Source organism: Granulicella sp. L56 (genome assembly GCF_009765835.1).
GTDB lineage: Bacteria > Acidobacteriota > Terriglobia > Terriglobales > Acidobacteriaceae > Edaphobacter.
The window spans coordinates 887,368-912,329 of sequence record NZ_LMUS01000006.1 but is presented as its reverse complement, the minus strand read 5'-3'; the positions used below and the strand labels follow the sequence as shown (position 1 = coordinate 912,329).

Sequence of the window (24,962 nt, the reverse complement as noted above, 5' to 3'; positions counted from 1 at the left end):
GAATCATATGTTGAGCGACTTAGAATTTACCTATAACCCAGTTCGCGACAAAGTCCGCGATCTGCGGGAGTATCTTTGACTCGGCTCGTCTGCGTCGTGAACTAGCCATCATCGAAGAAAAAACTGCTGACCCCACCATCTGGGCTGATGCAGCGCGTTCGCAGCCATTGATGCGCGAACGCAAGCGTCTCGAAACTCTGCTCGCCGATGACGCTGAATTAGCGCGCCGCTCCGACGACATCGAGGCCTACTTCGAGCTCGCTAAAGAGGGTGAGAACACCGAGCCCGACCTCGTTCGCGAGATTCCGGCACTCATCGACTTCGCCGACAAGCTCGAATCGAAGACCATGCTCTCCGGCGAGACCGATGCGCTCAATGCCATCGTCGTCGTCCATCCCGGCGCAGGCGGTACCGAGTCGCAGGATTGGGCCGAGATGCTCATGCGTATGTATATTCGGTGGGGCGAGCGCCAGAACTTCAAGGTCGAGATCAACGAAGTCCAGGACGGCGACGAAGCCGGCATCAAGTCAGCCACCTTCACCATCTCCGGCGACTTTGCCTTCGGTCTTCTCTCTGGTGAAACAGGGGTTCATCGTCTGGTTCGCATCTCGCCGTTCGACTCCGCCAAGCGCCGCCACACCAGCTTCGCCAGCGTCTTCGTCTCGCCCGAGATCGACGACACCATCGTCATCGACATCAAGCCCGACGATCTTCGCATCGATACCTACCGGTCTGGAGGCAAGGGTGGCCAGCACGTCAATACCACCGACTCCGCCGTTCGCATTACCCACCTTCCTACCGGTCTTGTCGCGGGCTGCCAGAACGAGCGCTCGCAGCACAAGAACAAGGAGAGGGCGATGAAAATGTTGCGTTCGCGCTTGTACGAGTATGAGCTCGATAAGAAGAAAGCTGTCAGCAGAAAGCTCGAAGATTCCAAGCTCGATATCAAGTTCGGCTCGCAGATTCGCAGCTACGTTCTTCAGCCCTATCGCATGGCCAAAGATCTTCGCACCCGCGTTGAAGTAGGCGATGTCGATAAAGTCCTCGACGGCGACCTTGAGCCTTTCATTCGCGGTTACCTGCGTATGAGGCGCGAAGGAAACTTTCCGGCCGAGATCGCAGAGGACGACGACATCTAGAGATCTCTCTGAATCTAGCCGCTGTCTTCCATTCATAACTCGCTGTTGTTATCCACCACAATCTCATCGTGCTGGGGAGGAAGTATTCCCCCAGCCAAAATTTTCACGTTGCTTCTCTTCCTTGCCTTACGATGGAAAACCACAAGACATCGAAGGAGAAGTACATGTCCAAGTCATTAAATGCCAAACCGAACTACGGTATCGATGCCCCCGGCGTCATCCGTAACCTGCTTGTCGCGGGCGTCATCTGCCTTCTTTTGGCACTCTTCGGCCCGCGTACCCTCCATATCGGTAATGTCGCAATCCTTCTCGGCAGCTCGCTGGTTTGGCCTGCCATATTTCTGCTGGTTCCGGGCCTGCTTATGCTGCTCTACAGCCTCCACGGCAAATTTCTTCATCGCGACCGTATGCTCGCCCTGCATGCGTGGCGCGGCGACGAGCAGGTGCTCGACGTCGGCACCGGCCGCGGCCTGCTGCTTGTAGGCGCGGCCCGCCATCTCACCACTGGCCACGCCACTGGCATCGATGTCTGGAATAAAGAGGACCTCAGCAACAACTCCGTCGGCGCCACGCAGCACAACCTTGAGCTTGAGGGCGTCGCGGCGCGCTGCACCCTTGTCAGCGAAGGTGCGCAGCAGATGTCCTTTCCCGATGCCAGCTTCGATGTCATCCTCTCGAATCTCTGCCTGCACAATATCTATGACCGTCCCACCCGCAACCAGGCTCTGGCAGAGATCGTTCGCGTCCTCAAGCCCGGCGGCATCGTCATCCTCTCCGACTACAAGCTCACTCGCGAGTATGCTGAGCAGCTACAGCTGGCCGGTCTCGGTGTTGAGCGCAGGCCGCCGGACTGGCTACGCACCTTTCCTGCGCTCGCGATCATCATGGCCCGCAAATAATCTCCTGATTCGACCGTTGGCCCGGACGCATCCAAAGTGAAGCAAGCAGAGGAGCCGAAGCCTATGACCAAATCCAGCGCCAAGCCAAATACCGTGACTGATCCGCACGAACCCCTGCGCAAGCAACTCTCCGAGCTCCTTCAAGGCGGACAAGCCCATGCCACCTTCGACGATGCGGTGAAGGATTTTCCCGCCGAGCTGCGCGGCACGGTGCCCGAGAACCTGCCCTACTCTGCCTGGCAGCTCCTCGAGCATCTCCGCATCGCCCAGCGCGACATCCTCGATTTCAGCGCTCCTCCCACCGGCGGCTACCAGCCTCTCGAGTGGCCCGATGCCTATTGGCCCAAATCCCCCGAGCCACCGTCAGCGCAGGCATGGAATCACGCCATTGCCGCCATCCACAAAGACCGCGAGCACTTCGAGGCACTCATCCTGAAGCCCGAAGCCGACCTCTTCAAGCCCTTCCGTTGGGGCAACGGCCAGAACCTTCTGCGCGAAGCGCTGCTAATCGCTGACCACGCCGCCTATCATATTGGCGAGCTCATCGTTCTGCGACGCCTGCTGGGCATCTGGCACAAATAAGAAAGCGAGCATGATGAACGAGCCCTCCCTCATCCACGCCCTGCTCACCCGGTCTTCCACCATCGCCGTAGTCGGGCTGTCTGCCGATCCCGGCAAGCCCAGCCACTACGTGCCGGCCTATATGCAGCAGCACGGCTACCGTATCCTGCCCGTCAACCCGACTGTAGACACCTTGCTCGGCGAGAAATGCTATCCCAGCCTCGCCGATCTTCCCGTCAAGCCGGACATCGTCAACGTCTTCCGCCTGCCTAAATACATTCCCGCCATCGTGGAGGAGATGCTCCAACTCGGCCTCCCCAATCTCTGGGTCCAATCCGGCATCCTCAACCTCGAAGCTGCCGCCAAAGCCGAGGCAGGCGGTATTCACGTCGTCATGGACCGCTGCATCATGGTCGAGCATCGCCGGACAGCTCTCTAAATACACCCATCTTTTTTTGAGAAAAATGCGTTCCGGTTAGCGTCTAATGAGCATCAGCGACAAGCTTCGATTGACGTCTGTACTGCAAAAGTCTTGTAACCCTTGCACTCCAGCCCGCGTCCTACAATTAAATCAAATGAAAATTCGCTACTCCTTGCTCGCTGCGGTCTGCCTTCTCTTCCTTCTCCCGACCGCCCATGCGCAGCTTACGGTAGCAGGCGACGGCGGCCCCGGTCCCGCAAAGGCCCAACACCTGACAGCGCAACTGGTCACTGCCTCGCAAACCATCGCGCCGGGTGAAACCCTGCAGGCTGGCCTCTCGTTTACACTTGATCCCCATTGGCACGTCTACTGGATCAATGCCGGAGATGCTGGGGAACCCCCAAAGATCACCTGGACACTCCCAGCGGGTATTACCGCTGGAGCTTTGCAATTCCCCATTCCCCAGCGCCTTCCCAACGAGCCGCTGATGGACTTCGGCTACGAGAATTCTGTAACTTTCCCCGTCCTGCTCACGGCTGAAAAGTCACTAAAAGCAGGAAAAATCCACCTCGACGCCAAAGTTAACTGGCTTGTCTGCGCCCGGGTTTGCATCCCCGGAAAAGCGCACCTCGGCCTCAACCTGACCATCGCGCCGGGAGCCACCTCTGCCCAGCCCACTGGCGCACTGGCCGAGGCGATTAATCTTCTCCCTCAGCCTCCTCCAGCCGAGGTCAAGCTCACCGTCATGGGCGGCAAATCCGACTTTGTCCTTACCCTCATCACGGGCCACAGGGAGACCACCGCCGAGTTTTATCCCTTTGATCAGGACCAGATCGTCAACGCCGCCCCGCAGACCGTGGAGCCTCTCCCTAACGGAGTCCGTCTCCGCGTCCAGCGCGCCCCGGATCTCACAACGCTCCCCGCCCAACTCCACGGACTGATAAAACTAAGCCCTAGTACGGCTTACGATCTCACCGCGGCGGTCAATCCCGGCGAAGTCGCTCCCGCAGCCGGAAGCAAACCCGCGTCCAGCGCCAGCGGCATCACCACCATCACTGCGATTGGACTGGCGTTCCTCGGCGGCATCATCCTCAACTTGATGCCGTGCGTCTTTCCCGTCCTCTTCCTCAAGGGCCTTGCCCTGGTGCAGTCGTCGGGCGAAGAACGAAGCCGCCTGCGCAGCCACGGCCTCGTCTACACGCTCGGCATCCTTGTCTCTTTCTGGGTCATCGTGGCGGTCTTGCTGGGGCTGAGAGCAGGCGGAGCGCAAGCGGGATGGGGCTTCCAGCTTCAATCTCCGGTCTTCATCGCTGTACTCTCGCTCGGCCTCTTCTTCTTCGCGCTTTCGCTGGCCGGACAGTTCGAGCTTGGACTCACACTCACCAGCGTCGGCGGGGAGTTGGCTCAGAAGCAGGGTTTTGCCGGGAGCTTCTTTACGGGTGTGCTGGCCACGATCGTGGCTACACCGTGCACCGCGCCGCTGATGGGAGCGGCGATAGGCTTCGCTCTCGCTCAACCGGCCGGAATTACCTTTGCCGTCTTCACCGCGTTGGGCCTTGGCCTTGCGACGCCTTACCTGTTGCTCAGCTTTCAGCCTGCATGGACGCGCATTCTGCCTCGACCGGGGCAGTGGATGGAGACGTTGAAGCAGTTGACGGCTGTGCCGCTCTTTCTCACGGCCATCTGGCTGGCGTGGCTCTTCGGACGGCTCTATAGCCCGGCCAGTTCGCTCGATCACATGGCGTATCTGCTCGTCGGTTTCCTGCTGGTGGCGATTGCCGGATGGGCTCTGGCACGCTGGCCTGCGCGCTGGGGTTCGGCCATCGCCGCAGTCATCCTCGGAGCGCTTGCCGTCGCTGTATCGCTTTATTCTCCAAAGGACACCACGCTGGTCTGGCAGCCCTACTCGCAGCAGGCATTGGATCAGGCCCGTGCGGGGGGGCATCCTGTCTTCATCGACTTTACGGCTGCCTGGTGTCTGAGCTGCCAGGTCAATGAGCGGCTGGTGTTGCGCTCGGCTGACGTGCAGCATGAGCTGGCAGAGCACAAGTTGACGCTGCTAAAGGCTGACTGGACGCAGTACGATCCGGAGATAACGAAGGAGCTGGCCTCGCTCAACCGGAGCGGCGTCCCCACCTATGTCATCTATCCGTCAAGCCAGACCGCCCCGGCGGATGTTCTGCCGGAGCTTCTGACCAAGGACCTTGTACTCGCAGCGATCAGCCGCGATGCTCGTTAGGAATTTTTAAGGGCAACGTGTGCGGCGCGCACGTCTGAAGCGGTGAAGACAGAGAGAAACGGCGCTCCTGCTGCCGCGGCCTCGATGTGGGCGCGGCCCCCCTGTTCGCGGTCTACGAGACAGAGCACACCGGCGACGATCATTCCTGCCTCGCGGGCGGCTTCGATGGCGGTAATGGTGCTGCCTCCGGTGGTGCAGACATCATCGACGATGACAACCTGCGCGCCCGGCTTGAGGAAGCCCTCGATGCGGCGTCCGGTGCCATGAGATTTTTCGGCTTTGCGAACCAGAAATCCCTGGATCAGGCTCGGTGCCGGGTCCGAGCCAGTCTCCAACTCGAGTTCGCTAGAAAGCTCGAGGATCTCTGCATGATCGGCCACTGCCCAGGCGCTGGCGCTGGCCGTGTTCGAGACCAGAGGATCAGCGCCCATGGTCAGGCCGCCTACCGCCTCTGCCTGCGGAATGTGCTCGCGAATGAGGTCATAGAAGACGAGACCGGAGAGACGTCCGCCCTCGGCGTGAAGCGTGGTGGTGCGGCAGTCGATGTAGTAGTCCGATTTCTGGCCGCTGGCGAGGGTAAAGTCGCCCAGCTTGAAGGAGAGGGTGGCAATCAGGTTGAGCAGGTCGGCGCGGGGATCGTTTGGCATGGTCTCTTTGATTGTAGCCGGGGATTTCGGAGCAAGCGCGAGGATAAACCTGGCCACGCTATGATGTTTTCGAACTTTCAATCAGGTTTTTGATTTAGTGAAACAGGAGATACCATGCGCTACGGGAAAAGAACTGGCTCTATGTTGTTGAAGGTGATTGCGGTGACGGTCTGCGCTGGAGCACTGCTTCCGGCGATGGCGCAGAATATACCCCCGCACAAGTCTGCGATTGTTCTATTCAATGGCTCCAACCTTAAAAACTTCGACACCTTTATCGAGGGCAAGGGGCTGAACTCCGATCCTGACCAGGTGTTTCAGGTGGAGCATGGCGTGGTCCACGTCTCAGGCAAAACTATGGGCTACATCATCACGAAGAAGGAGTATCAAAACTTCTATCTGCGCGCCGAGTTCAAGTGGGGCGAGGGCACCTTCGGAAGCCGCGCCGGGCAGGCCCGCGACAGCGGCATTCTTTACAACATTCAGGGCGAGCAGAAGGTCTGGCCGCGCTCCATTGAGTTCCAGATCACCGAAGGAGGCACGGGCGACTTTTGGCTGACCGACGGTGCAGCCCTGACGGGCAAAGACGGCACGCGAGTCACCGGTCCGGCGGGGAAGGCGATGAAGATCGACCGCTTTGGCAAAGGACCGTCGGTAAATGTGACTGGCTATCGCGATCCGGTGGGAGAGGTGGAGAAGCCTCACGGAGAGTGGAATGTGCTGGAGCTGGTGACGCAGGGGAACGACGTAAAGCAATACGTCAATGGAAAGCTGGTCAATGAAGGGACCGACCCCTCACCTACCAGCGGCAAGATACTGTTTCAGTCCGAGGGTGCCGAGGTCTACTTCCGCAATATGAAGCTCTACCCACTCAAATAGCTATTTTGCGAGGCGGTCGAGGTGTCGGTATCCGCCCGTGACTATAAAGAGGGCGATGAAGACCGAGAGGTTGTAGCAGGCATGGACCAGCGCGGAGCAGGCCACCGATTGGGTGCGGATACGCACGAGGGTAAGGACGAGTGAGACGCAGAAGAGCACGATGAGCGCTCCCCAGGCGTGCGCGAGTTGTTCGGCGTGAAGCATGGCGAAAAAGATGCTGGTGGCGATGGCGGAGAACAGTAAGCCAGCAGTGCTGAGGTTGGTGGTGGTCTGCCAGCGTTGCAGGGCGACCGGGGTGCGAGGCAGGCTGAGCCAGTCGTAGGCGATGGCGAAGGCGGGCAGAAGGAAGCCGCGGAAGCAAATCTCTTCGAAGGCCGGGGCGAGCAGAGTGCCGAAGAGGGTCACCATCCACACGTCGGACGAGGTGTGGAAGAAGCTGTCCATGGGGATGGATTTGGGCATGGGGATGAGGCTGGAGATGGCCTGGACGGTCCAGCCAAGCACCAGGCCGAGGCTGATGAGCTTGAGTGCATTGCGGCGTGCGGCGGCGAAGTTCCACTGCAGCCCTTCGGGGAAGGAACGATGCCAGAGCAGAGGGAAGAAGAACCATGACACGAGAAGCGTCGTCACATAAGTGACAGCCATGGCAGCGATGAGAAGTTTGGGTTGCTGAGCGGCTGCGGCCAGCTTTTGTGCTGTGTGGAGGGTGAAGAAGCCCAGCAGGGTGGCCTGCGACATCAGCAGCACGAGGCCGGCAAAAGAGATAAAGAGAATGGCGTGGCCAAAGTGAGGGATGCGGCGCGGCGTGTAGTCCGACGAGGTATTCGGCGTGTCGGGTAGAAAGATCGCTGTTTTATCTTCGGCCCCGGTAGGACGAAACGACGGGATGGCGGGTGCGGGAGCCTCAGGTGAGGGGGTGTCGCCGAAGTGCGAGGTGTTGGGTGGGATTTCGCTCATGCTTTTTTAGTGCGGGTCGCTGGCTTCGTTTTTGTAGCTTTCTTTGGAGTCGATTTGGCTTTAGAGGGGGCCTTTGGTTCCGGTTTTGCTGCGCCAGCTAAGGGTACCCCGGTTTTCTTCGGCGGCACGATGAATTTGCCGCGAGCATCTTTTTTGCGGTCGGCAGCGGCAACGATATTGAGCGGCTGAGGTCCGGCATGACTGGTCCCGTTGCGGCTGGCAAGGGCTTGCGCAGAGAGGTTGTAGTGGCGGGCGAGGAAGCTGCCGGTATGCGATTCAGCGACGGTAGCGATCTGCTCCGGCGTGCCGTGGGCGACGATGCGCCCGCCGCCTTCGCCGCCCTCTGGGCCGAGGTCGAGGATGTAGTCGGCGTTGCGAATGATGTCGAGATTGTGCTCGATGATGATGACGGTGTTGCCAAGATCGGTCAGGCGATGCAGAACTTCGAGCAGCTTGCGCACGTCGTCGAAGTGCAAGCCGGTGGTGGGTTCATCAAGAAGATAGAGTGTGCGTCCGGTCTGACGTTTGCTGAGTTCGCGAGCCAGCTTCATGCGCTGGGCTTCGCCGCCGGAGAGTGTGGTGGCCGATTGGCCCAGATGGATGTAGCCGAGGCCGACATCGACCAGCGTTTGCAGCCTCACGTTGACGGTAGGGATGTCCTTCAGGATGGGAACGGCATCTTCGATGGGCAGGTCGAGCAGGTCGGCGATGCTGTAGCCGTTGAATTTGACCGAGAGCGTCTCCTGATTGTAACGGCGTCCGTTACATACCTCGCAGAGGACGTAGACGTCGGGCAGGAAGTTCATCTCGATGCGGCGCTGGCCCTCGCCCTGGCAGGCCTCGCAACGTCCCCCCTGCACATTGAAGCTGAAACGGCCAGGCTTGTAGCCACGTTCGCGCGACTCGGGCAGCATGGCGAAGAGGTCGCGCATGGCGGTGAAGACGCCGGTGTAGGTGGCCGGGTTCGAACGCGGGGTGCGGCCTATGGGAGACTGATCGATCTGGATGACCTTGTCGAGCTGGTCGATGCCGACGACGCGGCCATGCAGGCCAGGCTCTTCGCGGCTTCCGTACAGATTTTTTGCCAGCGACCGGTAGAGAATATCGTTGACGAGGGTGGATTTTCCCGAACCGCTGACGCCGGTGATGACCGTCATCACGCCAAGAGGGAAGTGCGCGGTGACGTTTTGCAGATTGTGGGAGTGGGCATCTTCCACGGTGATCCAGTTGCCGGTGAGGGCGCGCGGCTCTTTGCGGGCTACGATCTCAATCTTTCCGGCGAGGTACTGGCCGGTGATGGACGCCGGGTTGTCCATGATTTGCTGTGGTGTGCCGTCGGCGATCAGGTAGCCGCCGTTTTTTCCAGCTCCGGGGCCGAGGTCGAGCACGTAGTCGGCCTTGCGGATGGTGTCTTCGTCGTGCTCGACGACGAGAACGGTGTTGCCGAGGTCGCGGAGGTTTACGAGCGCGTCGATCAGTCGCTGGTTGTCGCGCTGGTGCAGGCCGATGCTGGGCTCGTCGAGCACATAGAGCACTCCGCGTAGTCGGGAGCCGATCTGCGTGGCGAGTCGTATGCGCTGGCCTTCACCGCCGGAGAGGGTGGCGGCACTGCGGTCGAGCGCAAGGTAGCTGAGGCCGACGGCGTTGAGGAATTCGAGGCGCTCGATGATCTCGCGCTGGAGGCGGTCGGCGATGATGCGGTCGCGTCCGGTGAAGTGCATCTTGCGAGCGTGGTCGAGGGCGCGTTCGAGAGAGAGGCCTGTGAAGTCGGCGATGGATGCGCCGTTGATGGTGACGGCGAGCGATTCGGGGCGGAGGCGTTTGCCGTGACAGCGCGGGCACAGCGTCGCGGACATGTACTGCATCATGTACTCGCGGTAGCCCTCGGACTTGGTGTCTTCGAGGTTGCGGCGAAGGTAGTCGAAGATGCCGTGGAAGCCAGTGCGGCTTGCTTCGGCTTTTGGTGGGCCGTAGAGGAAGAGGTTCTGCTGCTCGGTCGTCAGGTCTTCGAAGGGCTGCTTGAGGTTGATCTTGTATTTGTCGGCAGCGAGCTTGATGAGGCGCAGAAGATACGCGGAGCCGCTGCCCGGTCCCATCGCTCCGTCGAGCAGAGGCTTGGACCAGTCGCTGATGGTTTTCGCGGGGTCGAAGTCGTAGATGCTGCCCAGGCCGTGGCATTCAGGGCAGGCACCGTAGTTCGAGTTGAAGGAGAAGCTGCGTGGCTCCAGCCGGGGCACGTTGATGCCGCAGTCGGGGCAGGCCATCGACGAGGAGTACAGCGTCTCATCCATCCCTTGAATACCGATGAGGACAAGCCCCTTGGCCATTTGCAGAGCTTTGAGGACGCTGGTTTCGAGGCGGCGGGTGTCGAATTTTGTCTCGCCGGGAAGGTGTTTGAGGATGATGCGATCGACCACAGCTTCGATGGTGTGGTTCTTGCGTTTTTCCAGGCGCATTCCCTCGGTGAGTTCGGTCATCTCGCCGTCGATGCGGGCGCGGAAGCCCTGCTGGTCAAGCGCCTCTAATTCTTCGCGGAACTCGCCCTTGCGGCCGCGAACGATAGGAGCGTAGACGGTGATGCGTTCGCCGGGTGAAAGCGCCGCAATGCGTTCGACGATCTGCTCCGCCGACTGGCGCGTAATGGGGCGGTGGCAGTTAGGGCAGTGCGGCTGTCCGACGCTGGCGTAGAGCAGGCGAAGATAGTCGTAGATTTCGGTGATAGTGCCAACGGTGGAACGGGGGCTGCGGCTGGTGGTCTTCTGCTCGATGGAGATCGCGGGCGAGAGGCCGTCGATGGCGTCGACGTCGGGGCGCTCCATCTGGTCTAAGAACTGCCGGGCATAGGCCGATAAGGTCTCTACATAGCGGCGCTGGCCTTCGGCGTAGATGGTATCGAAGGCAAGAGAGGATTTGCCGGAGCCGGAGAGGCCGGTGACGACGGTAAGCGTATTGCGCGGAATGCTGACGTTGACGTTGCGCAGGTTGTGCTGGCGCGCTCCGCGGACTGTGATGTGCGTGATACCCATGGATGATTGTGGCCGTGGTGGGCCAAGTCTCTAGGATACGGCATTTGCGGTCGAGGCGGGAACAGGGCGGCTGGCAACCCGAAATGGGAAAGATGTATCCGAAACAGCAACAGGGGTTGTCTCCCGCTTATTGTAATTACTGCCAAATTTGTAACAATAGCAACGTTGAACGATTGCTGTGGCGTGTCTTGGCTCGCGGTCAGGGTTTGAATCAGGAGTAATTTGTGTATTCGTCGATTATGTTGATCTGCGCGGTGCTGGCTTCCCTGGCAACTGGCGTTTTGGCAGCTTATGGCGTTTGTATCGCGATGTTCAATATCTTCCGCATCCACGCGCGGCAAGTGGCGGTGAAGTCGGCCCGCACTGTGACGCAGACGCGGGTAGTTCAGGGCTGATTTTTCAAGGTGGCCCTTGTATGTGGGGAATCCCAACCAATCTTTACTGTGGGTTTGATTGCTGCTGCTGGCGCATCCGCTCCAACTGTTCGTAGATCTGCTGTGGCGTCTTCACTTCGTTGGGAGACCGCGCGGGCTCGGCATTTGCGGGGCCGCCGCGTGGATCGACCTCGGGCTGGGGAGTGATGGGATATTGGGGCCTTTCCGGCGGCGGAGTGTCCTCGCGGTAGGCATTAGGGTTGGGCGGGGTAACGCCACCCTGGCGTGGGGTCAGAATGAGTTCAGCCGGAGTGGTGGCGGTTGCGTGCATGAGCATCATATTGCTGCCCGTCCCATCGAGCAGCTCGCCAAGAACTTTGGATGGAGCCGCTGGGCCGTACTGGCCGAAGACGCGCTCGTCGGTTACGCCACCGGTGATCTTCATTCCGGTCTCGCGGGCGATGTCGCGAAGGATCTGATTGAGGCTGGAGTTGCTGGCGGCGACGGTGAGCTGTCCGTTGGCATAGGCGACGTGGGCAAGCTGCTGTGGCGGCGGCGCGGTCGGCGTCTGTTGTGCCTGCCCTTGCAACATCGTGGTGACGGCAAAGGTGCCAGCCAGGATCAATCGAATTTTCGCGGAAGGCTGCATCGATCTATAGGACGTGCCGGGGCTGCGGAGGTCATGGTTGCCCGGATGACGCTGGCAACAAGTCTATCGCGTGATGGCGAGGTTGTGGTACGGCTAACTGTCCGACGGGCTGGTTGTACTAGACTGTCAGAGTAATTCGAGGCCTCGTCGACTGTTGTTAGAACGTCGCGAGACTGCATGGTGGACATCATGATGAGATTCAAGATTGCGTTGCTGGCGGCGGGGCTGCTGTTCTCTGGAGTGGCCTCGGCGGAGGTGTGCACCACGCAGTCGCAAATGACGTCGACCGACCGTAATGCGCTGGCGGCGACGGGGCTCAGTCTTGCGACGAAGGTTCAGGCTGACGATGTGAAGGGCCTGCAGGCGGCAACCGTGGCCGAGTATGCGAAAGACTTCAGCGGCATTGGGGACGTGGTGGGCGCGACCGCAGCCAAGCTGAAGGGCGGTGCGATTACGGTAGAGCAGGTCTATCTGCTCGATGGCACGCAATTGAAGAAAAATGCGGATGGGGCAGCTCCTGATGCGCAGTTTTTCTGTTCGCTCAACAAGTCTGTCGTCGAGGTGGATTTTCTCATTCCCGGCCTTTTGCCGGGGCGGTATGGATTTGTGATCGTGGACGTTCAGGGCACATCTTCGTGGGAGCTCTCGTTTCTGCTGCGGCAGGATCAGGGACGATGGGCGATGGCGGGCTTCTATCCCAAGGCGCTTACGGCTGCTGGTCACGATGGGCTCTGGTACTGGACGCAGGCGCGAGCGATGGCCACGCGCAACGAGCATTGGAATGCATGGCTCTACTATCAGCAGGCGCAGTCCCTGTTGCAGCCGACAGGCTTTGTGCAGAGCAGCCATCTGGAGAAGTTGAAGGGCGAGCAGGTAGCGGCTGCGCCTCCGGCGCTTTCGGATGGGATCAGTCCGGCCGCACCTTTGGTCGTAAGGGGTGCGAACGGGGCGGAGTATCGATTTGTCGGGTTGGGTGTGGACGATTCGTTAGGCGCACCGAAGATCGATGTCGTCGCGCATCTGCAAGTGGATGCGGTTGCTGATTCGGTTGCTGCGAAGAAGCGCAATACTGACGCCGCGAGTGCGTTGCTGGCGGCTTACCCTGAACTGCGCAAGGCATTCCATGGGGTCTGGATCTTTGCCGAGACGGCTGGGCAGAATCCCTATGCGACTGAAGAGTCGATGGGGGAGATTCATTGAGCTTCGGCCGAATCTTATGACGTTTATGGAAGAGTGCTATCTTGGAAGTCGTTTTTGCAGAATGATTCAATTGTCCCGGGCCTGACTTTGGCAGGCTGAAATTGGCATCTCAATTAAAGGTTGATTTGTCACTTATTAGTAAAAAGAAACAAGAAAGAGCGATGATGGCAGAGATTAAAAAGACATTGAGCGAAGCGATTGAGGGCAGGCGGGCAACGCCGAGCTTCGATGGCGAGCCGATTCCCCCGGAAGATCTGCAACAGATTCTGGATGCCGGGCTTCATGCTCCGAGCGGATACAACATGCAGCCCTGGCGCTTTGTCGTGGTGCAGTCGCCGGAGCAGAAAAAGCGACTGCGGGCCGCCAGCTACAACCAGGGCAAGGTCGAAGAGGCCTCTGCCGTCATCGTGGCCTGCGGTGACGCGGATGGGTGGAGAAAAGATATCGACCTGATGCTGCAACAGGGCCGCGAAGGCGGGATGCCGGAGAGTTATGCCGCGCAGGCTCGCAGCAGCGTCACCAATTATCTCTCCGGCTTTAGCAGCGACCAGATGCATGGCTGGCTGAACAAGATGGTGATGATCGCCCTTACCCACATGATGCTGATGGCCGAGGTCATGGGCTACGACACTGCGCCGATGGAAGGCTTTGAACAGGACAAGGTGCACGAGGTGTTGCGTCTCCCCTTGAGCTATTTGGTGGTAGCGCTGCTCGGCGTGGGCCATCTCAAGGGTGAGGACAAGTTCTATGGCGGCCGCTTCGACATGGCGCATACCGTGTTCGGAGAAGAGTTCGGCAAGCCGTTGAAATAAAGAGGCAGGGAGAGCGACAGTACGATGAGGCGTGGACTTCGAGTTGTCGTTCTTTTGCTATTGGTAAGTGCCGCCGCGGCAGGGATCGTCTACTGCTTTCCGCTTCAACTGGCAGACCAGACGCTTCGTTTTGATCTGTGGCGTGAAGGCGTACACAGCAAATATATTCAGGTTGGCAGCTATAAGATGCATTACCTGGAGGCATCTCCTTCCGGTGGGGCTGAGGGGATTCCACTGTTACTGATTCATGGCCTGGGTGCGCGTGGTGACGATTGGGCGCCCATAATTCCAGCGCTCGCGGCTCGAGGCTTTCATGTCTATGCGCCTGATCTTCCCGGTTACGGTCGTTCGGACCGTCCTGACGCAAGCTACTCCATCTCTATGGAAGAGGCGGCGGTCGTGCAGTTTATGCAGGCCGTCCATCTGACGCGCGCAGATGTTGGTGGCTGGTCGATGGGTGGCTGGATTGCGATGAAACTGGCGCTGGACCATCCACAGGTAGTCAACCGCCTGGTGGTCTACGACAGCGCAGGAGTTTATTTTCCCGCGACCTTCGGGCCGGAGTTATTTACGCCGGACGACGTTGCAGGAGTGCGCCAGTTGATGGCGATCTTGACACCATATCCCAAGCCGATGCCAGATTTTGTTGCAAGGGCTGCCATGCGCAAGCTGCAACGAAATGCATGGGTCATCCGGCGCAGCATGGTGTCGATGACCAATGGTCATGATCTGCTCGACTTTCGTCTGAACAATATGCAGCCCCCCACGCTGGTTGTCTGGGGAGCGCAGGACGAGCTGATTCCGTTGTCCGTCGGTCAGACGATCCATCAGGATATTCCCCACTCGGTTTTGAACGTAATGGAGGGCTGTGGGCATCTGACCCCGGCGACCTGCGCAAAGTCGGTGGTGCGGAGCACGGTGGATTTTCTGAAAGCTGAACCGCCAGTGCAGGGCGGAGAGAAGACCTTTCCGGCGGAACACTAGCGCAACGTCAGTCTGGCTGCCACTGATATGCGCCGGGCTGCGGCAGGTCGATATGGGCGAGGACCCGGTTGACGAACTGGCGGGCCATCTCAGTAGTGTTTTGCGGGTGGTTATAGAGCGTAGGGATGACGGGAAAGATCACCGCTCCGGCATCCGATGCAAGTTGCATGTTGCGCAAATGGATGCGGTTGAGGGGAGTCTCCCGGACGCATAGCAATAGCGGACGGCGCTCCTTGAGGCAGACATCGGCGGCACGCTGAATGAGATTCGAGGCCAGGCCGTTGGCGATGGCGGCAAGCGTCCCCATCGAGCAGGGAAGGATAACCATAGCGCCGGTGGGGTAGCTTCCGCTGGCAATGTTGGCGCCGATATCGCTCTCAGGATGTTGCTGGACCTTGGGGTTAGGCGCACCGAGAAGTTTTTCGGCGAGCCCGTTGCGTCCGCTGAGCTGTAACTCTTCGGCGAAAACGCGAAGGGCACTGTCGGAGACGACAAAATTGACCTTTGCCACGCGAGCATCGGCGGCGAGAGCGCGGAGAATCTCCGCGGCATAGATGGAGCCGCTGGCTCCGGTGACGGCTAGCGTGATGTTGCGGGCTTCGAGCACTGTCTTGATTATCGCCTATACGTCGCGGAGAGCGTAGGCGATAAGGGTTTGGCCGTGGAGGCCGTGCGCGGCGTTGAAGGCCTCGTTGCTGGCCTCTTCCTGCGCGGGGATGGTGGGGTCAAGCTCGCAGGCGGCGATCTCTTCGGTGCTGGCATGGATGAAGCAAAGCTCGCAGGTGGCGAGGTTGTCCTCGGCCGTACGCATCGGCGGCCCGAAGGTTCGGCAAAGAATGGGGCGATGCTCGTAGAGGTCGCAGGTGCCGTGGTCGAGATCCAGCACAGGACACGGCTCGTCGTTGGCAAACTCCTCGAAAAGAATGGCAGCCTCGTAGTCTTCGTTGAGGATGCCACTATGCAAGTCGCCGGGAAACCAGGGGTCAAGACGAGTGAGCGAGTCTGCCACGCGAGCGCGAATCCTTGCGGCGCGCTTAGGATCGGTCTGGGTGAGAATCTCGAGGCCTTCACGGAGACGAGCTGCGTCTTCGTGAGCGATGGGGAAGACGCCAATGCAGCATTGTGAGCATCCGGGCTTACAGACTAGATGATGACCACTGCGGTGTACGGAATTGGCGAGTGCGGCGTCAACAATCTGCACGAGCTGTTGACGCTGCACGAATTCGCCGGGGTTAAACATGGATGTGACTTAAGCGCCTAAGACGCGAGCGAAGATAGCATCCACATTCGCAAGCTGGCGGTTGTAGTCGAACGCTCGGGCCAGCTTCTCGGGAGAGAGCCGCGCGGTAATCTCTGGAACCTTGGCCACTTCGTCGCGGAAGACAAGGTCGTTCTTCCACGAGTTCATGGCGTGAACCTGTACGAGACGGTAGGCGTCTTCGCGGCTCATGCCGGACTCGGTGAGGTCGAGCAGAAGCTGGCCGGAGAAGATGAGACCGCCAGTGGACTCAAGGTTCTTCAACATGCGAGCCGGGTAGACGAGCAGCTTGTCGATCAGATTCGTGGTCTTGGCCAGCAGATAGTCGATGAGGATGGTGGAGTCGGGCAGGATGACGCGCTCGGCGGAGGAGTGCGAGATATCGCGCTCGTGCCAGAGGGCCACGTTCTCAAATGCAGTTTGCGCGTTCGACCGGACGACGCGGGCAAGCCCCGAGATCTGCTCGGAGACGATGGGGTTGCGCTTGTGCGGCATCGCGCTTGAGCCCTTCTGCTTCTCGGAGAAGAACTCCTCGGCTTCGCGGACCTCGGTGCGTTGCAGGTGGCGAACTTCGGTAGCGATCTTGTCGAGGGTGCTGGCTAGCACGGCGAGGGTGGCGACGTAGGCGGCGTGAAGATCGCGCTGGATGACCTGTGTCGCGATCGCGACTGGCTTCAGACCCAGTCCGGCGCAGATGGCCTCTTCGTGCTCGGGCTTGAGATGGCCGAAGGTGCCGACAGCGCCCGAGAGCTTGCCTACGCGGAGGTCTTCGGCAGCGGTGTCGAAGCGAACGAGGTTGCGCTGGACTTCGGCGTACCAGAGAAGCAGCTTCAGCCCGAAGGTCGAGGGTTCAGCATGAACGCCGTGGGTACGGCCGATGATGGGCGTGTGCTTGAACTCGACCGCGCGGCGCTTGAGGACGTCCGCCAGCGCGATGATGCCGGTGTGAATGATGGCCGAGGCTTCCTTGAGCTGGAGGGCCTGCGCGGTGTCGACGACGTCGGTGGACGTGAGGCCGTAGTGCAGCCAGCGGGAGTGCTCGGGGTTGTTGATGTGCTCGGCGACGGTGGTGGTGAAAGCGATGACGTCGTGGCGAACCTCGGCCTCGATCTCGTCAATGCGGGCCACGGTGAAGTTGCCCTTGTCGCGAATGGTGTCTGCGGCTTCCTGCGGCACGAGGCCGAACTTGGCGAGCGCCTGCGAGGCGGCGGCTTCAACGGTGAGCCAGCAACGATACTTGTTTTCGTCAGACCAAATTTTGCCCATCGCGGGGCGTGTGTAGCGGGCGATCATAGCATTTCCTTATTTGAACTTTTTGGAGGTGATTACGAGTTGCTGACGCCGAACAGTGTTGCCATTTCGTCGTGGAGGAAGCCACGACCGGGGCGATAGGGCTGTATCCATTTGCCGTCGAGGACGAACTGCGGGATGGCGCGCTTGCCGACATTTTCGAGGACCTCGTCGGCTGCGCCGGGGGTCGCTTCGATGTCGATCTCGGTGAAGGGGATGTTGTGCTTCGCGAGAAAGCGCTTGGCCTCGCGGCAGTCGCGGCACCATGAGGCCGAGTAAACGGTCAGTTCCATGGCTCTATTTTACCTTTTCCGCGCTGCGCGAGGCCTTTTGACGCTTATTGTGCTGCTTACTGTTCGTGATAGTTGCGGATCAAGCCGCCGTCGGTGAAGTAGGTGGAACCGGTGACGTAGGCTCCGTCCTCAGAGGCGAGGAAGAGAGCTACTCCGGATACATCGTCCACCGTACCCAGCCGTCCCAGGGGGATATTTGCCAGAAGCGCGTCAAGCTGGGGCTTATTGTTGAGCAGGCTGGCGTTCATCGGCGTAATGACTGCGCCGGGAGCAATATTGTTGACCGTGATGCCCAGCGGTCCAAGCTCGACGGCGAGATTGCGCATCAACATGCGCATGCCGCCCTTAGCCGCGCAATAGCTGGCGAAGTGCGGGAAGACCATGTCTTCGTGGACGGAGCTGAGGTTGATAACGCGACCGGGCTGCTTGGCGTCGCGTAGGCGGCGAACGAAGGCCTGGGTGAGGAAGAAGGCGCCGCGCAGATTGACGTTGAGTACGGCGTCGTAGTCTTTCTCGGTAACGTCCCAGAAGTCGGCGCCGATCTCGATACCGGCGTTGTTGACGAGGATGTCGCAGCGGCCGAGCTGCTTATAGGCCTCTTCGATCAGGTTGTGCGTGTCGGCGGTCTTGGTGACGTCGCCCAGAACGGTGATGGCCTTTCCGCCCGCAGCCTCGGCTTTGGCCTTGGTCTCATTCGCGCCCTCGGGCTTGATGTCGTTGATGACGACGCTTGCTCCTTCGCTGGCGAAACGAATGGCGATGGCCTGCCCAATTCCTGAACCTGATCCACTGATGACAGCGACTTTTCCTGCGAGACGACCTGACATGATTTCTTTCCTCGATCCTTCTGAATGTCTACTTCGATTTTGCGGCAGATTTTTTAGTTGCAGTTTTCTTTGCTGCCTTTTTTGTAGCAGATTTGACGGATGTATGCGGTTTCTTGGGCTTATGTTTTGCGATTTCCGCTTTTTCTTTTGCAATGATTGCGGAGAGCTTGTCCTTCGCCTTCTCCAGTTCGGCGTGGCGCTCGCTGGAGAGGTTTTTGCCGGCGCGGTTGATGTAGAAGTTCAACATTCTCATGCCGGATGCTGGCCCTTTGGGAGAAACCTTCTTCGATGCGAGCACTTTTGCGATGGCAGATGCGTTTTTATTGAAGAGTCCCTCGTCGGGATGGGTGGAATCGGTGTTTACCTTGGCTGACCACTTCTTCGTTGCCGTCTTCTTTCCCGCCTTCTTTGTCGCCATGGAAACCCCCTGCGTCTGTAGGATGCGCCCTTCGGCTTTGGCTTTGCGGCGCTGGCGGAAAAAGCCGGTGAGCATAGCGCCGCACTCCTCGGCGAGCAAGCCGGGCGCGACCTCGACGCGGTGGTTCAATTGCGGGTGGTTCATGACGGCAAGAACGCTGCCGCAGGCTCCGGCTTTGGGGTCCAGCGCCGCGTAGACGAGACGGGCGATGCGCGCATGGAGAATTGCTCCGGCACACATCGCGCAGGGTTCGAGCGTGACGTAGAGGGTGCAGTCTTCGAGACGGTAGTTGGCCTGATGACGGCCTGCTTCGCGGAGAGCGACGACCTCGGCGTGGGCTGTTGGATCGCTGTCGCGGAGAACTCGGTTCTGGCCTCGGCCGATGATATTTCCTGTGTGAACGACGACCGCGCCTACCGGAACTTCACCAGCGGCCTCGGCGGCCTGGGCTTCGGCGATGGCAGCGCGTAGGTAGTTGAGGTCGGCTTGCATTGGGCTAGCGAGCGAGCAATTGTTGGCTGCGCAGATGGTTAAAGTTGATCGAATAACATCCCGCGGCAAGGATCCGTCCCGCCAAATGAAAATCAGTTGTTATAACCGTGTATTTTTCAGCAAGTTCGCTAAGGGTTGCGTCAGTAAAACCAAGTTGAAAGAACACATCAAGCTTCACTAAATCAGCGCTCGGAATACTTAGCTCCGATCTACTGGTGGCATATTCAGCCAGCTTTTCCATGAGTTGCAGACGGCGGTGCATCGGTGCGTGTTGAAGAAGATTGCTTACTTCTGTCAAAACTGAAGTGGTTGTGCAAAACAGTTCAAAATTATCAAGTAATTTTGATAAAAGGCCAATGTCGTTCTGGGTAAACATTGTTACCCGCTTGTAGGTCAGCAAAAGGCTTGCGTCCACTTGAGCGACGAGAAATAACAGAACAAGATTGGTATCTAACACTGCCGCTTTCGGCAGGGGCTTTGCGAGACTCACATGAGGCCTTGAGAAGAAAGCCCATTTCGAGCGCCGAAAAGCTCACCATCCTGAGCACGGACTTTGATGGTTTTGTACTCCCTCAAGCCTTTGAGAAGAGAAGTTGGAGTTGATTTATCAAAAGAAAAGGTGATGTACCAAAATCTTGAGTCATCCGAGAGTTCTGCACTCTCCAACTGCAATTCGGAGTTCGATGCATCTGGAAAGAGATCCACCAAATATTGCTGCGATTTTTGTACAGCATCTCTGATCTGAAGCATCATTAGTTCCCCTACGAAATTATGCCATGTTCTAGCTGGTTTCTTGATTCAAGCAGGCTCCTGTTGGCTGAGGCAGTGCAGTGTGCCGAGGCCCCAGACGAGATCGACGGCGTGGATGCCTACGATGTTGCGGTCGGGGAAGCAGGAGGCGATGGTGTTGAGCGCGTGGCGATCGTTGGCGTCGTTGAAGGTAGGGACCAGCACCAGATTGTTGGCAATGTAGAAGTTGGCGTAGCTGGCGGGCAATCGCTGGCCTTCGAAGACTACCGGCGAAGGCATGGGGAGCTCGACGATCTCGAAGGGCTTGCCGCTCAGGTTGCGGGCGCTGCGGAGGCGGTCGAGATTCTCGGCCAGGGGAAGGTGATTTTCGTCGTGGGTGTTGGGCTCGACGGCGGTGAGGATCTTGTTTTCGCCGACGAAGCGGGTGATGTCGTCGACGTGGCCGTGCGTGTCGTCTCCGGCGCAGCCGCGGTGCAACCAGAGGGTCTTTTCGATGCCGAGGTAGTCGTGGAAGGCCTGCTCAAGATGCTTGCGGGTGGACTCTTCGTCGCCGAGGCCGGGATTGCGCTGCTGGACTTCGGAGAGGAGGCATTCTTCCGTGGTGAGGAGGATTCCTGCGCCGTTGGTGTCGATGCTGCCGCCTTCGAGGACAAGGCGATGCGGCTTGGCTTTGGAATCTACCAAGGTCGCGGTGATCTCGGGTTTGAACTGGGGCATGTCGTAGTGTTTGGCTACGTGCTGCGGGATTTGGTCGTCGCGATGCCAGTTGTCGTACTTTGCCCAGGCGTTGAACTTCCAGTTGGTGATGGCTAGTTCGCCTTTGGGATTCTTAACAAAAATCGGTCCGGAGTCGCGGAGCCAGACACGGTCCGTTGGCCAGTGGTGAAAGTGCAGCCGCGCCATGTTGGCTCCGGCACGCTGGCACAGGCCGGTGGCTCGGCGCTCGGCGGGGAGGTCGTTGACGAGGATGTGGACGTCTTCGCAGCAGGAGAGATGGCGAGCGATCTCGGCGTAGACCCAGGGAATGGGCTGAAATTTTCCCGGCCAGTCTTCGGCGTTATGGGGCCAGGCGATCCAGGTGGCGGCGTGGGGAGCCCACTCGGCGGGCATGCGGTAGTTCTGGTCGCTTGGTGTCGTCATCGCGGTGTCCCTGTTCTTCGCTGCGGTATCGTTTGTTCTACTTTGGCAGGGTACCCCTCCCCCCGGGGTAAAGTACCCAAAGTCTTGCATCGAAAGGGTTTATTTTGTAAAGTCTTCTATCTAAAAGGTTTACGTTTAAAGTGTTCATTCTAAACAAGAAACCGTACGCAGAGCGCAGACTTTCCCTGCTATTACAAGTATAGCGGTTGGAGTGAAACTAATCTGCAAACTATATCTCGTTTGTTTCGAAGACTTTGAGGGGTTTTGGGGCTTGACAGGTTTTGCCGGTGTCGAAGTTCAGAAGCTGGAACGCAGGGACCAGACCAGGAGCATGCCGAAGAGGATGTAGGCCGCGCCCATGAGCTTCCAGTTGGTGCGTGTGACCTGTTCGAAGCGGCTGGCGTTTTTTGCGAATAGACGACGGCCGAGCAGGAAGCGGTAGATGGGGAGGACTTTGCCGGGTGCAGCGAGGTGGAAGGTTCCCAGAAGGATATAGGCGGCGGCGATGAGCAGGAGGATGAGGGCGGTCATTTTACGGGTTGCGGTGCAAGGAGAGCATACCTGAGGCCAGGGGTGAAGGATTTGGCGGGCGGTGTGGGCTGGTGAGGGAATGCGGTTCGCGCGCGGCGCGAAGGCCCACATCTCAAAATCGAGATATGGGGCACCCGCACCCGGCTCCAGACAGTATCGACATATTTACTTGCGCTATGGGTGGAGGATTTGGCTGGCGGCTCGAAGGCCGGAGCGGATGGCGGCGTGGACGGTTCCCCAGTGGCCGGTGGTGTCGGTGTGCTCTCCGGCGAAGTAGAGAGTTTCGGCTGCGGGGAGGGTCATCTTCGCGCAGGCGTCGAGGGCTCCGGCGGCGACGTAGCTGTAGGCTCCGCGGGTGAGGGCGTCGTGCTGCCAGTCGTGGGTGTGGCAGGAGAGGAGCTGGTCGCGGATGTCGGCGGGGTTGAGGGAGAAGATTTCAGCGAGGGTTTTGCAGGCGGCTTCGGCTAGCTGGTCGGGAGTGAGGTTGGCGAGGGCGGTGGAGCGTGGGCCGCCGATCCAGCCGGTGAGGGTGTTGCTGGGGGTGGGGTGGGATGTCCACCAGACCGGGGGCATGGAGGCGAAGGAGAGCAGGAAGCTGAGGTTGGCGAGGGGGCTGTTTTCTGAAGATGATTGCCGGTGCGGAAGAACCGCAGGTCCTTCGACTGCGGCAGCAGAAGCGCCGCCTTCGCTCAGGATGACAGTTTGATCGCTGCTTCTATCCTCGCTACTTCCGTACCTATTCTCGCTACTTCCGTACCTATCCTCGCTACTTCCGTACCTATCCTCGCTACTTCCGTAACTTTCATCGCTACTTCTACCGTGACCTTTCTTGTGACTTTTATTGCGGAGGTCTGCGGGTTGGAGGTGCTTCCAGAAGGGCTCGCGGAAGACGAGGGTGAAGCGGCGGGCGTTGCCCATGCGGAGACGGTTGGCTTGGTGGAGGGCGTCGGGAGTGGGGCTGAAGGTGACGGAGTTTTGCTGGAGGACGCCGAGGGGCAGGGTGATGACGGCTTGGGCGGCCTCGAAGGTGATGGGCTGGCCGTCGCGCTGAGCTGTGATGCGGACGTGGTGGGGCGTCCAGTCGATGCGCTCGGCAAGAGTGTTAAGGATGAGGGTGCCGCCTGCTTCGGTGAACTTTTGCGCGAGGAATTGGGGGAGGCGGTCGTAGCCGTTCTTGATGCGGAAGAGGCGGTCGCCTTCGACGGCTTCTTCGGCGGCTTGCTGGAGGCCGAGGGCGTGGGTGCTGATGATGCGGTGGTCGGCGGCGTTGAAGCCTTCGACGTAGCCGATGACGGCCTGGCGCTGAGCTTCAGGGATGGGGTGTTGGGCTAGGTATTCGGCGAAGGTTTGGTCTGGTTCGGCTAAGGACTCCAACTTGGCTTCGATTTTTTCAAGGATGGGGGTGGATTCCTCTTCTTCGTTGCGGGACTGGAGGCGGCCGTCTGCGTAGGTGAGCATCGCGCCGTCGAGTTCATAGGTTTCGAGGTTGGCCTCTTCGATGAGGGACCAGAGTTCGGGCGGCTTGCCGTGGAGAAACTCGGCGCCTAGCTCGATGATCTCGCTGCCTTCGCGGACGGTGTGGATGCGTCCGCCTACGCGGCTGCTGGCTTCGAGGATGGTGACGGAGCGGCCTGCTTCGGCGAGGGTGCGGGCGGCGGTGAGGCCGGACATGCCGGCTCCGAGGATGAGGATGTCGGATTGCATTTGGATTGGATGCTGCTGGGGGGAGTTTTACTCTCCCACTCTTTGCAGGGGCTCCGAGCGGTGTGTGGGGCTGGGTTAGGGAAGGCGGTTCGCGCGTGGCGCGAATGCCCACATCTCAAAATCGAGATATGGGGCACCCGCACCCGGCAGGATGGAAAGTTCTCTTGTGGTGAAATGCCTATCTTCATCGATATCACTCTGCGAAAATACTTAATGCCACCGCACCACCCCATAGAAGCGGTAACACTGAAAGAACGTAGAACCATTTGGCTCCCTTGCGACCAGCAACAATCATCAGAATGCAAGCGAATAGCAATTGGACTGGCATAAGTGAGAAGAAGAATATTTTTGAAGTCATTGGTGTTCCAAGTTCTGCCCAAGTTACAAGCCACAGAGCAAATCCAGACCATCCTAGCCACAAGGAATTTCGACGCATGGAGATTTGCCTCAGTCGATGAAGCGTTTGGCTATGCCTTCGTAGGCGTCGATGCGGCGGTCGCGTAGGAAGGGCCAGTGCTGGCGGGTGACTTCGACCAGCTTGGGGTCGAGGTCGGCGTAGAGGATCTCTTCTTTGTCGTGGCTGGCCTGGGCGAGGATGCGGCCGAAGGGGTCGGCGATGAAGCTGCCGCCCCAGAACTCGATGCCGGAGTGGGGGGTGTGGTCGCCGGGGCCGTGGAGCTCGAGTGTGGCGGGGTTGCCGTCTGCGGCGATGACCTTGAATTTGACGTCGCCGTGCTCGTGGCCTACGCGGTTGACCGCGCAGACGAAGACTCCGTTGGCGATGGCGTGGGCGCGCTGGGCGGTCTGCCAGGCTTCGTACTGGGCGGTGCCGAACTCCTCCTTCTCGGAGGGGTGCCAGCCGATGGCGGTGGGGAAGAAGAGGGTTTCGGCTCCGCGGAGGGCGGTGAGGCGGGCGCCTTCGGGATACCACTGGTCCCAGCAGACGAGGGTGCCGATGGGGCCGGCGGTGGTTTGTGTTGCTTTGAAGCCGAGGTCGCCGGGGGTGAAGTAGAACTTCTCGTAGTAGAGAGGGTCGTCGGGGATGTGCATCTTGCGGTAGGTGTCGGCGATGCGGCCGTCGCGCTCGATGGTGACGGCGGTGTTGTGGTAGAGGCCGGGGGCGCGGCGCTCGAAGAGGCTGGCGACGAGGACGACGTTGGCTTCGCGGCAGACACGGGTGAGGATGTCGGTGGAGGGGCCGGGGATGGACTCGGCGAGGCCGAAGAGGGCGTGGTCTTCGCGCTGGCAGAAGTACTGGGCGCGGAAGAGCTCGGGCAGGCAGACGAGGGTGGCTCCCTGGGCAGCGGCCTCGTAGACGCGGGCTGCAGCTTTGTCTAAGTTGAGCTGGGTGTCGGGGGAGCAGGACATCTGGATGAGCGCGACGCGGGTGTTCTGGGTGGTCATTCTGAATGCCTTTAGTTCGTATTTTGCCAAAGATGACATTTCCGATGGTACTGTCCTGTTACAAATAATTT

At 59.5% G+C, this 24,962-nt stretch carries 26 protein-coding genes; 10 read left to right on the top strand and 16 right to left on the bottom strand.

Going from position 1 to position 24,962, the window contains the following annotated elements; translation table 11 throughout:
- The first annotated feature begins 7 nt into the window (after nt 1-7).
- The 5 genes from prfB to GSQ81_RS11780 all read left to right on the top strand — a co-directional run bounded on the left by prfB (nt 8) and on the right by GSQ81_RS11780 (nt 5,259).
- Nucleotides 8-1,139, top strand: a protein-coding gene (prfB, locus tag GSQ81_RS11800) for a peptide chain release factor 2 (protein WP_158910935.1) whose coding sequence is annotated in 2 segments (ribosomal slippage) — nt 8-76 and nt 78-1,139 — 1,131 coding nt in all. Because the reading frame shifts where the segments join, the coding sequence is not laid out codon by codon here.
- Nucleotides 1,140-1,303: 164 nt separating this feature from the next.
- Nucleotides 1,304-2,038, top strand: coding sequence for a class I SAM-dependent methyltransferase (locus GSQ81_RS11795; protein WP_216846422.1), 735 nt, complete (start codon nt 1,304-1,306; stop codon nt 2,036-2,038).
- A 63-nt stretch (nt 2,039-2,101) separates the two neighbouring features.
- Nucleotides 2,102-2,620 (top strand): DinB family protein, encoded by a 519-nt coding sequence (locus GSQ81_RS11790; RefSeq protein WP_158910934.1) that lies wholly within the window; start codon nt 2,102-2,104, stop codon nt 2,618-2,620.
- A 10-nt stretch (nt 2,621-2,630) separates the two neighbouring features.
- Nucleotides 2,631-3,038 carry a CoA-binding protein gene (locus GSQ81_RS11785; RefSeq protein ID WP_318523715.1) on the top strand — a complete coding sequence of 136 codons (408 nt, stop codon included), beginning with the start codon at nt 2,631-2,633 and terminating at the stop codon, nt 3,036-3,038.
- Nucleotides 3,039-3,174: 136 nt separating this feature from the next.
- Nucleotides 3,175-5,259, top strand: a complete 2,085-nt coding sequence (locus GSQ81_RS11780; RefSeq protein WP_158910933.1) for a protein-disulfide reductase DsbD — start codon at nt 3,175-3,177, stop codon at nt 5,257-5,259.
- Here the strand turns inward: GSQ81_RS11780 and pyrE are convergent.
- Nucleotides 5,256-5,906, bottom strand: coding sequence for an orotate phosphoribosyltransferase (gene pyrE, locus GSQ81_RS11775; RefSeq protein WP_158910932.1), 651 nt, complete (start codon nt 5,904-5,906; stop codon nt 5,256-5,258). The genes GSQ81_RS11780 and pyrE overlap by 4 nt on opposite strands.
- A 114-nt stretch (nt 5,907-6,020) precedes the next feature.
- On the opposite strand from pyrE, the gene GSQ81_RS11770 reads away from it, so the two are divergent.
- Nucleotides 6,021-6,782 (top strand): DUF1080 domain-containing protein, encoded by a 762-nt coding sequence (locus GSQ81_RS11770; RefSeq protein ID WP_254060142.1) that lies wholly within the window; start codon nt 6,021-6,023, stop codon nt 6,780-6,782.
- Here the strand turns inward: GSQ81_RS11770 and GSQ81_RS11765 are convergent, their stop codons facing one another.
- Together GSQ81_RS11765 and uvrA are read right to left on the bottom strand one after the other, a co-directional pair.
- Nucleotides 6,783-7,739 carry a CPBP family intramembrane glutamic endopeptidase gene (locus GSQ81_RS11765; RefSeq protein WP_158910931.1) on the bottom strand — a complete coding sequence of 319 codons (957 nt, stop codon included), beginning with the start codon at nt 7,737-7,739 and terminating at the stop codon, nt 6,783-6,785.
- Nucleotides 7,736-10,765, bottom strand: a complete 3,030-nt coding sequence (gene uvrA / locus GSQ81_RS11760) for an excinuclease ABC subunit UvrA (protein ID WP_158910930.1) — start codon at nt 10,763-10,765, stop codon at nt 7,736-7,738. The genes GSQ81_RS11765 and uvrA overlap by 4 nt, the downstream gene beginning before the upstream one ends.
- Before the next feature lie 224 nt (nt 10,766-10,989).
- Between uvrA and GSQ81_RS11755 the strand changes: the two genes are divergently transcribed.
- The gene (locus GSQ81_RS11755; RefSeq protein ID WP_158910929.1) at nt 10,990-11,160 is read left to right on the top strand and encodes a hypothetical protein; all 171 of its coding nucleotides are present in this window, start codon (nt 10,990-10,992) and stop codon (nt 11,158-11,160) included.
- Nucleotides 11,161-11,203: 43 nt separating this feature from the next.
- Here GSQ81_RS11755 and GSQ81_RS11750 read toward each other — a convergent pair whose 3' ends face one another.
- Nucleotides 11,204-11,788 carry a hypothetical protein gene (locus GSQ81_RS11750; protein WP_158910928.1) on the bottom strand — a complete coding sequence of 195 codons (585 nt, stop codon included), beginning with the start codon at nt 11,786-11,788 and terminating at the stop codon, nt 11,204-11,206.
- 189 nt (nt 11,789-11,977) lie between these two features.
- Between GSQ81_RS11750 and GSQ81_RS11745 the strand changes: the two genes are divergently transcribed.
- From GSQ81_RS11745 to GSQ81_RS11735, 3 genes are all read left to right on the top strand, one after another.
- On the top strand, nt 11,978-12,988 hold the full coding sequence (locus GSQ81_RS11745; RefSeq protein WP_254060141.1) for a hypothetical protein: 1,011 nt from the start codon (nt 11,978-11,980) through the stop codon (nt 12,986-12,988).
- Between the two features lie 164 nt (nt 12,989-13,152).
- A complete protein-coding gene (locus tag GSQ81_RS11740; protein ID WP_158912194.1) occupies nt 13,153-13,800 on the top strand; it encodes a nitroreductase family protein in 648 nt (215 codons plus the stop codon).
- A 24-nt stretch (nt 13,801-13,824) separates the two neighbouring features.
- Nucleotides 13,825-14,784, top strand: coding sequence for an alpha/beta fold hydrolase (locus GSQ81_RS11735; protein ID WP_158910926.1), 960 nt, complete (start codon nt 13,825-13,827; stop codon nt 14,782-14,784).
- Between the two features lie 7 nt (nt 14,785-14,791).
- Here GSQ81_RS11735 and GSQ81_RS11730 read toward each other — a convergent pair whose 3' ends face one another.
- From GSQ81_RS11730 to GSQ81_RS11675, 12 genes are all read right to left on the bottom strand, one after another.
- A complete protein-coding gene (locus GSQ81_RS11730) occupies nt 14,792-15,391 on the bottom strand; it encodes a UbiX family flavin prenyltransferase (RefSeq protein WP_158910925.1) in 600 nt (199 codons plus the stop codon).
- Nucleotides 15,392-15,406: 15 nt separating this feature from the next.
- Nucleotides 15,407-16,003 carry a YkgJ family cysteine cluster protein gene (locus tag GSQ81_RS11725; protein WP_254060140.1) on the bottom strand — a complete coding sequence of 199 codons (597 nt, stop codon included), beginning with the start codon at nt 16,001-16,003 and terminating at the stop codon, nt 15,407-15,409.
- Between the two features lie 30 nt (nt 16,004-16,033).
- Complete coding sequence (gene purB / locus GSQ81_RS11720) at nt 16,034-17,335, bottom strand: adenylosuccinate lyase (protein WP_158910923.1); 1,302 nt, start codon at nt 17,333-17,335, stop codon at nt 16,034-16,036.
- A gap of 32 nt (nt 17,336-17,367) precedes the next feature.
- Entirely contained in the window at nt 17,368-17,625 is a 258-nt protein-coding gene (locus GSQ81_RS11715) for a glutaredoxin family protein (protein ID WP_158910922.1), read from the bottom strand.
- A gap of 56 nt (nt 17,626-17,681) precedes the next feature.
- Nucleotides 17,682-18,452 (bottom strand): SDR family NAD(P)-dependent oxidoreductase, encoded by a 771-nt coding sequence (locus GSQ81_RS11710; RefSeq protein WP_158910921.1) that lies wholly within the window; start codon nt 18,450-18,452, stop codon nt 17,682-17,684.
- A 28-nt stretch (nt 18,453-18,480) separates the two neighbouring features.
- Nucleotides 18,481-19,362: a tRNA adenosine(34) deaminase TadA gene (tadA, locus tag GSQ81_RS11705; protein WP_158910920.1), complete on the bottom strand. Its 882-nt coding sequence runs from the start codon at nt 19,360-19,362 to the stop codon at nt 18,481-18,483.
- A 4-nt stretch (nt 19,363-19,366) separates the two neighbouring features.
- The gene (locus tag GSQ81_RS11700; RefSeq protein ID WP_158910919.1) at nt 19,367-19,852 is read right to left on the bottom strand and encodes a hypothetical protein; all 486 of its coding nucleotides are present in this window, start codon (nt 19,850-19,852) and stop codon (nt 19,367-19,369) included.
- Complete coding sequence (locus GSQ81_RS11695) at nt 19,849-20,115, bottom strand: hypothetical protein (protein ID WP_158910918.1); 267 nt, start codon at nt 20,113-20,115, stop codon at nt 19,849-19,851. The genes GSQ81_RS11700 and GSQ81_RS11695 overlap by 4 nt, the downstream gene beginning before the upstream one ends.
- Before the next feature lie 45 nt (nt 20,116-20,160).
- On the bottom strand, nt 20,161-21,252 hold the full coding sequence (locus GSQ81_RS11690) for an agmatine/peptidylarginine deiminase (protein WP_158910917.1): 1,092 nt from the start codon (nt 21,250-21,252) through the stop codon (nt 20,161-20,163).
- A 297-nt stretch (nt 21,253-21,549) separates the two neighbouring features.
- Complete coding sequence (locus GSQ81_RS11685; protein WP_158910916.1) at nt 21,550-21,783, bottom strand: hypothetical protein; 234 nt, start codon at nt 21,781-21,783, stop codon at nt 21,550-21,552.
- A gap of 174 nt (nt 21,784-21,957) precedes the next feature.
- On the bottom strand, nt 21,958-23,487 hold the full coding sequence (locus GSQ81_RS11680; RefSeq protein ID WP_158910915.1) for an NAD(P)/FAD-dependent oxidoreductase: 1,530 nt from the start codon (nt 23,485-23,487) through the stop codon (nt 21,958-21,960).
- Nucleotides 23,488-23,934: 447 nt separating this feature from the next.
- Nucleotides 23,935-24,891: a carbon-nitrogen hydrolase gene (locus GSQ81_RS11675; protein WP_158910914.1), complete on the bottom strand. Its 957-nt coding sequence runs from the start codon at nt 24,889-24,891 to the stop codon at nt 23,935-23,937.
- Nucleotides 24,892-24,962: the final 71 nt, after the last annotated feature.

What these genes read in the sequence shown, in the direction of transcription:
- GSQ81_RS11675 (WP_158910914.1), bottom strand. Translation starts at nt 24,891, where the DNA reads ATGACCACCCAGAACACCCGCGTCGCGCTCATCCAGATGTCCTGCTCC.
- GSQ81_RS11680 (WP_158910915.1), bottom strand. Translation starts at nt 23,487, where the DNA reads ATGCAATCCGACATCCTCATCCTCGGAGCCGGCATGTCCGGCCTCACC.
- GSQ81_RS11740 (WP_158912194.1), top strand. Translation starts at nt 13,153, where the DNA reads ATGGCAGAGATTAAAAAGACATTGAGCGAAGCGATTGAGGGCAGGCGG.
- GSQ81_RS11695 (WP_158910918.1), bottom strand. Translation starts at nt 20,115, where the DNA reads ATGATGCTTCAGATCAGAGATGCTGTACAAAAATCGCAGCAATATTTG.
- GSQ81_RS11685 (WP_158910916.1), bottom strand. Translation starts at nt 21,783, where the DNA reads ATGACCGCCCTCATCCTCCTGCTCATCGCCGCCGCCTATATCCTTCTG.
- pyrE (WP_158910932.1), bottom strand. Translation starts at nt 5,906, where the DNA reads ATGCCAAACGATCCCCGCGCCGACCTGCTCAACCTGATTGCCACCCTC.
- tadA (WP_158910920.1), bottom strand. Translation starts at nt 19,362, where the DNA reads ATGCAAGCCGACCTCAACTACCTACGCGCTGCCATCGCCGAAGCCCAG.
- GSQ81_RS11780 (WP_158910933.1), top strand. Translation starts at nt 3,175, where the DNA reads ATGAAAATTCGCTACTCCTTGCTCGCTGCGGTCTGCCTTCTCTTCCTT.
- GSQ81_RS11785 (WP_318523715.1), top strand. Translation starts at nt 2,631, where the DNA reads ATGATGAACGAGCCCTCCCTCATCCACGCCCTGCTCACCCGGTCTTCC.
- GSQ81_RS11750 (WP_158910928.1), bottom strand. Translation starts at nt 11,788, where the DNA reads ATGCAGCCTTCCGCGAAAATTCGATTGATCCTGGCTGGCACCTTTGCC.
- uvrA (WP_158910930.1), bottom strand. Translation starts at nt 10,765, where the DNA reads ATGGGTATCACGCACATCACAGTCCGCGGAGCGCGCCAGCACAACCTG.
- GSQ81_RS11735 (WP_158910926.1), top strand. Translation starts at nt 13,825, where the DNA reads ATGAGGCGTGGACTTCGAGTTGTCGTTCTTTTGCTATTGGTAAGTGCC.
- GSQ81_RS11745 (WP_254060141.1), top strand. Translation starts at nt 11,978, where the DNA reads ATGATGAGATTCAAGATTGCGTTGCTGGCGGCGGGGCTGCTGTTCTCT.
- GSQ81_RS11710 (WP_158910921.1), bottom strand. Translation starts at nt 18,452, where the DNA reads ATGTCAGGTCGTCTCGCAGGAAAAGTCGCTGTCATCAGTGGATCAGGT.
- GSQ81_RS11765 (WP_158910931.1), bottom strand. Translation starts at nt 7,739, where the DNA reads ATGAGCGAAATCCCACCCAACACCTCGCACTTCGGCGACACCCCCTCA.
- GSQ81_RS11690 (WP_158910917.1), bottom strand. Translation starts at nt 21,252, where the DNA reads ATGACGACACCAAGCGACCAGAACTACCGCATGCCCGCCGAGTGGGCT.
- GSQ81_RS11790 (WP_158910934.1), top strand. Translation starts at nt 2,102, where the DNA reads ATGACCAAATCCAGCGCCAAGCCAAATACCGTGACTGATCCGCACGAA.
- purB (WP_158910923.1), bottom strand. Translation starts at nt 17,335, where the DNA reads ATGATCGCCCGCTACACACGCCCCGCGATGGGCAAAATTTGGTCTGAC.
- GSQ81_RS11715 (WP_158910922.1), bottom strand. Translation starts at nt 17,625, where the DNA reads ATGGAACTGACCGTTTACTCGGCCTCATGGTGCCGCGACTGCCGCGAG.
- GSQ81_RS11770 (WP_254060142.1), top strand. Translation starts at nt 6,021, where the DNA reads ATGCGCTACGGGAAAAGAACTGGCTCTATGTTGTTGAAGGTGATTGCG.
- GSQ81_RS11795 (WP_216846422.1), top strand. Translation starts at nt 1,304, where the DNA reads ATGTCCAAGTCATTAAATGCCAAACCGAACTACGGTATCGATGCCCCC.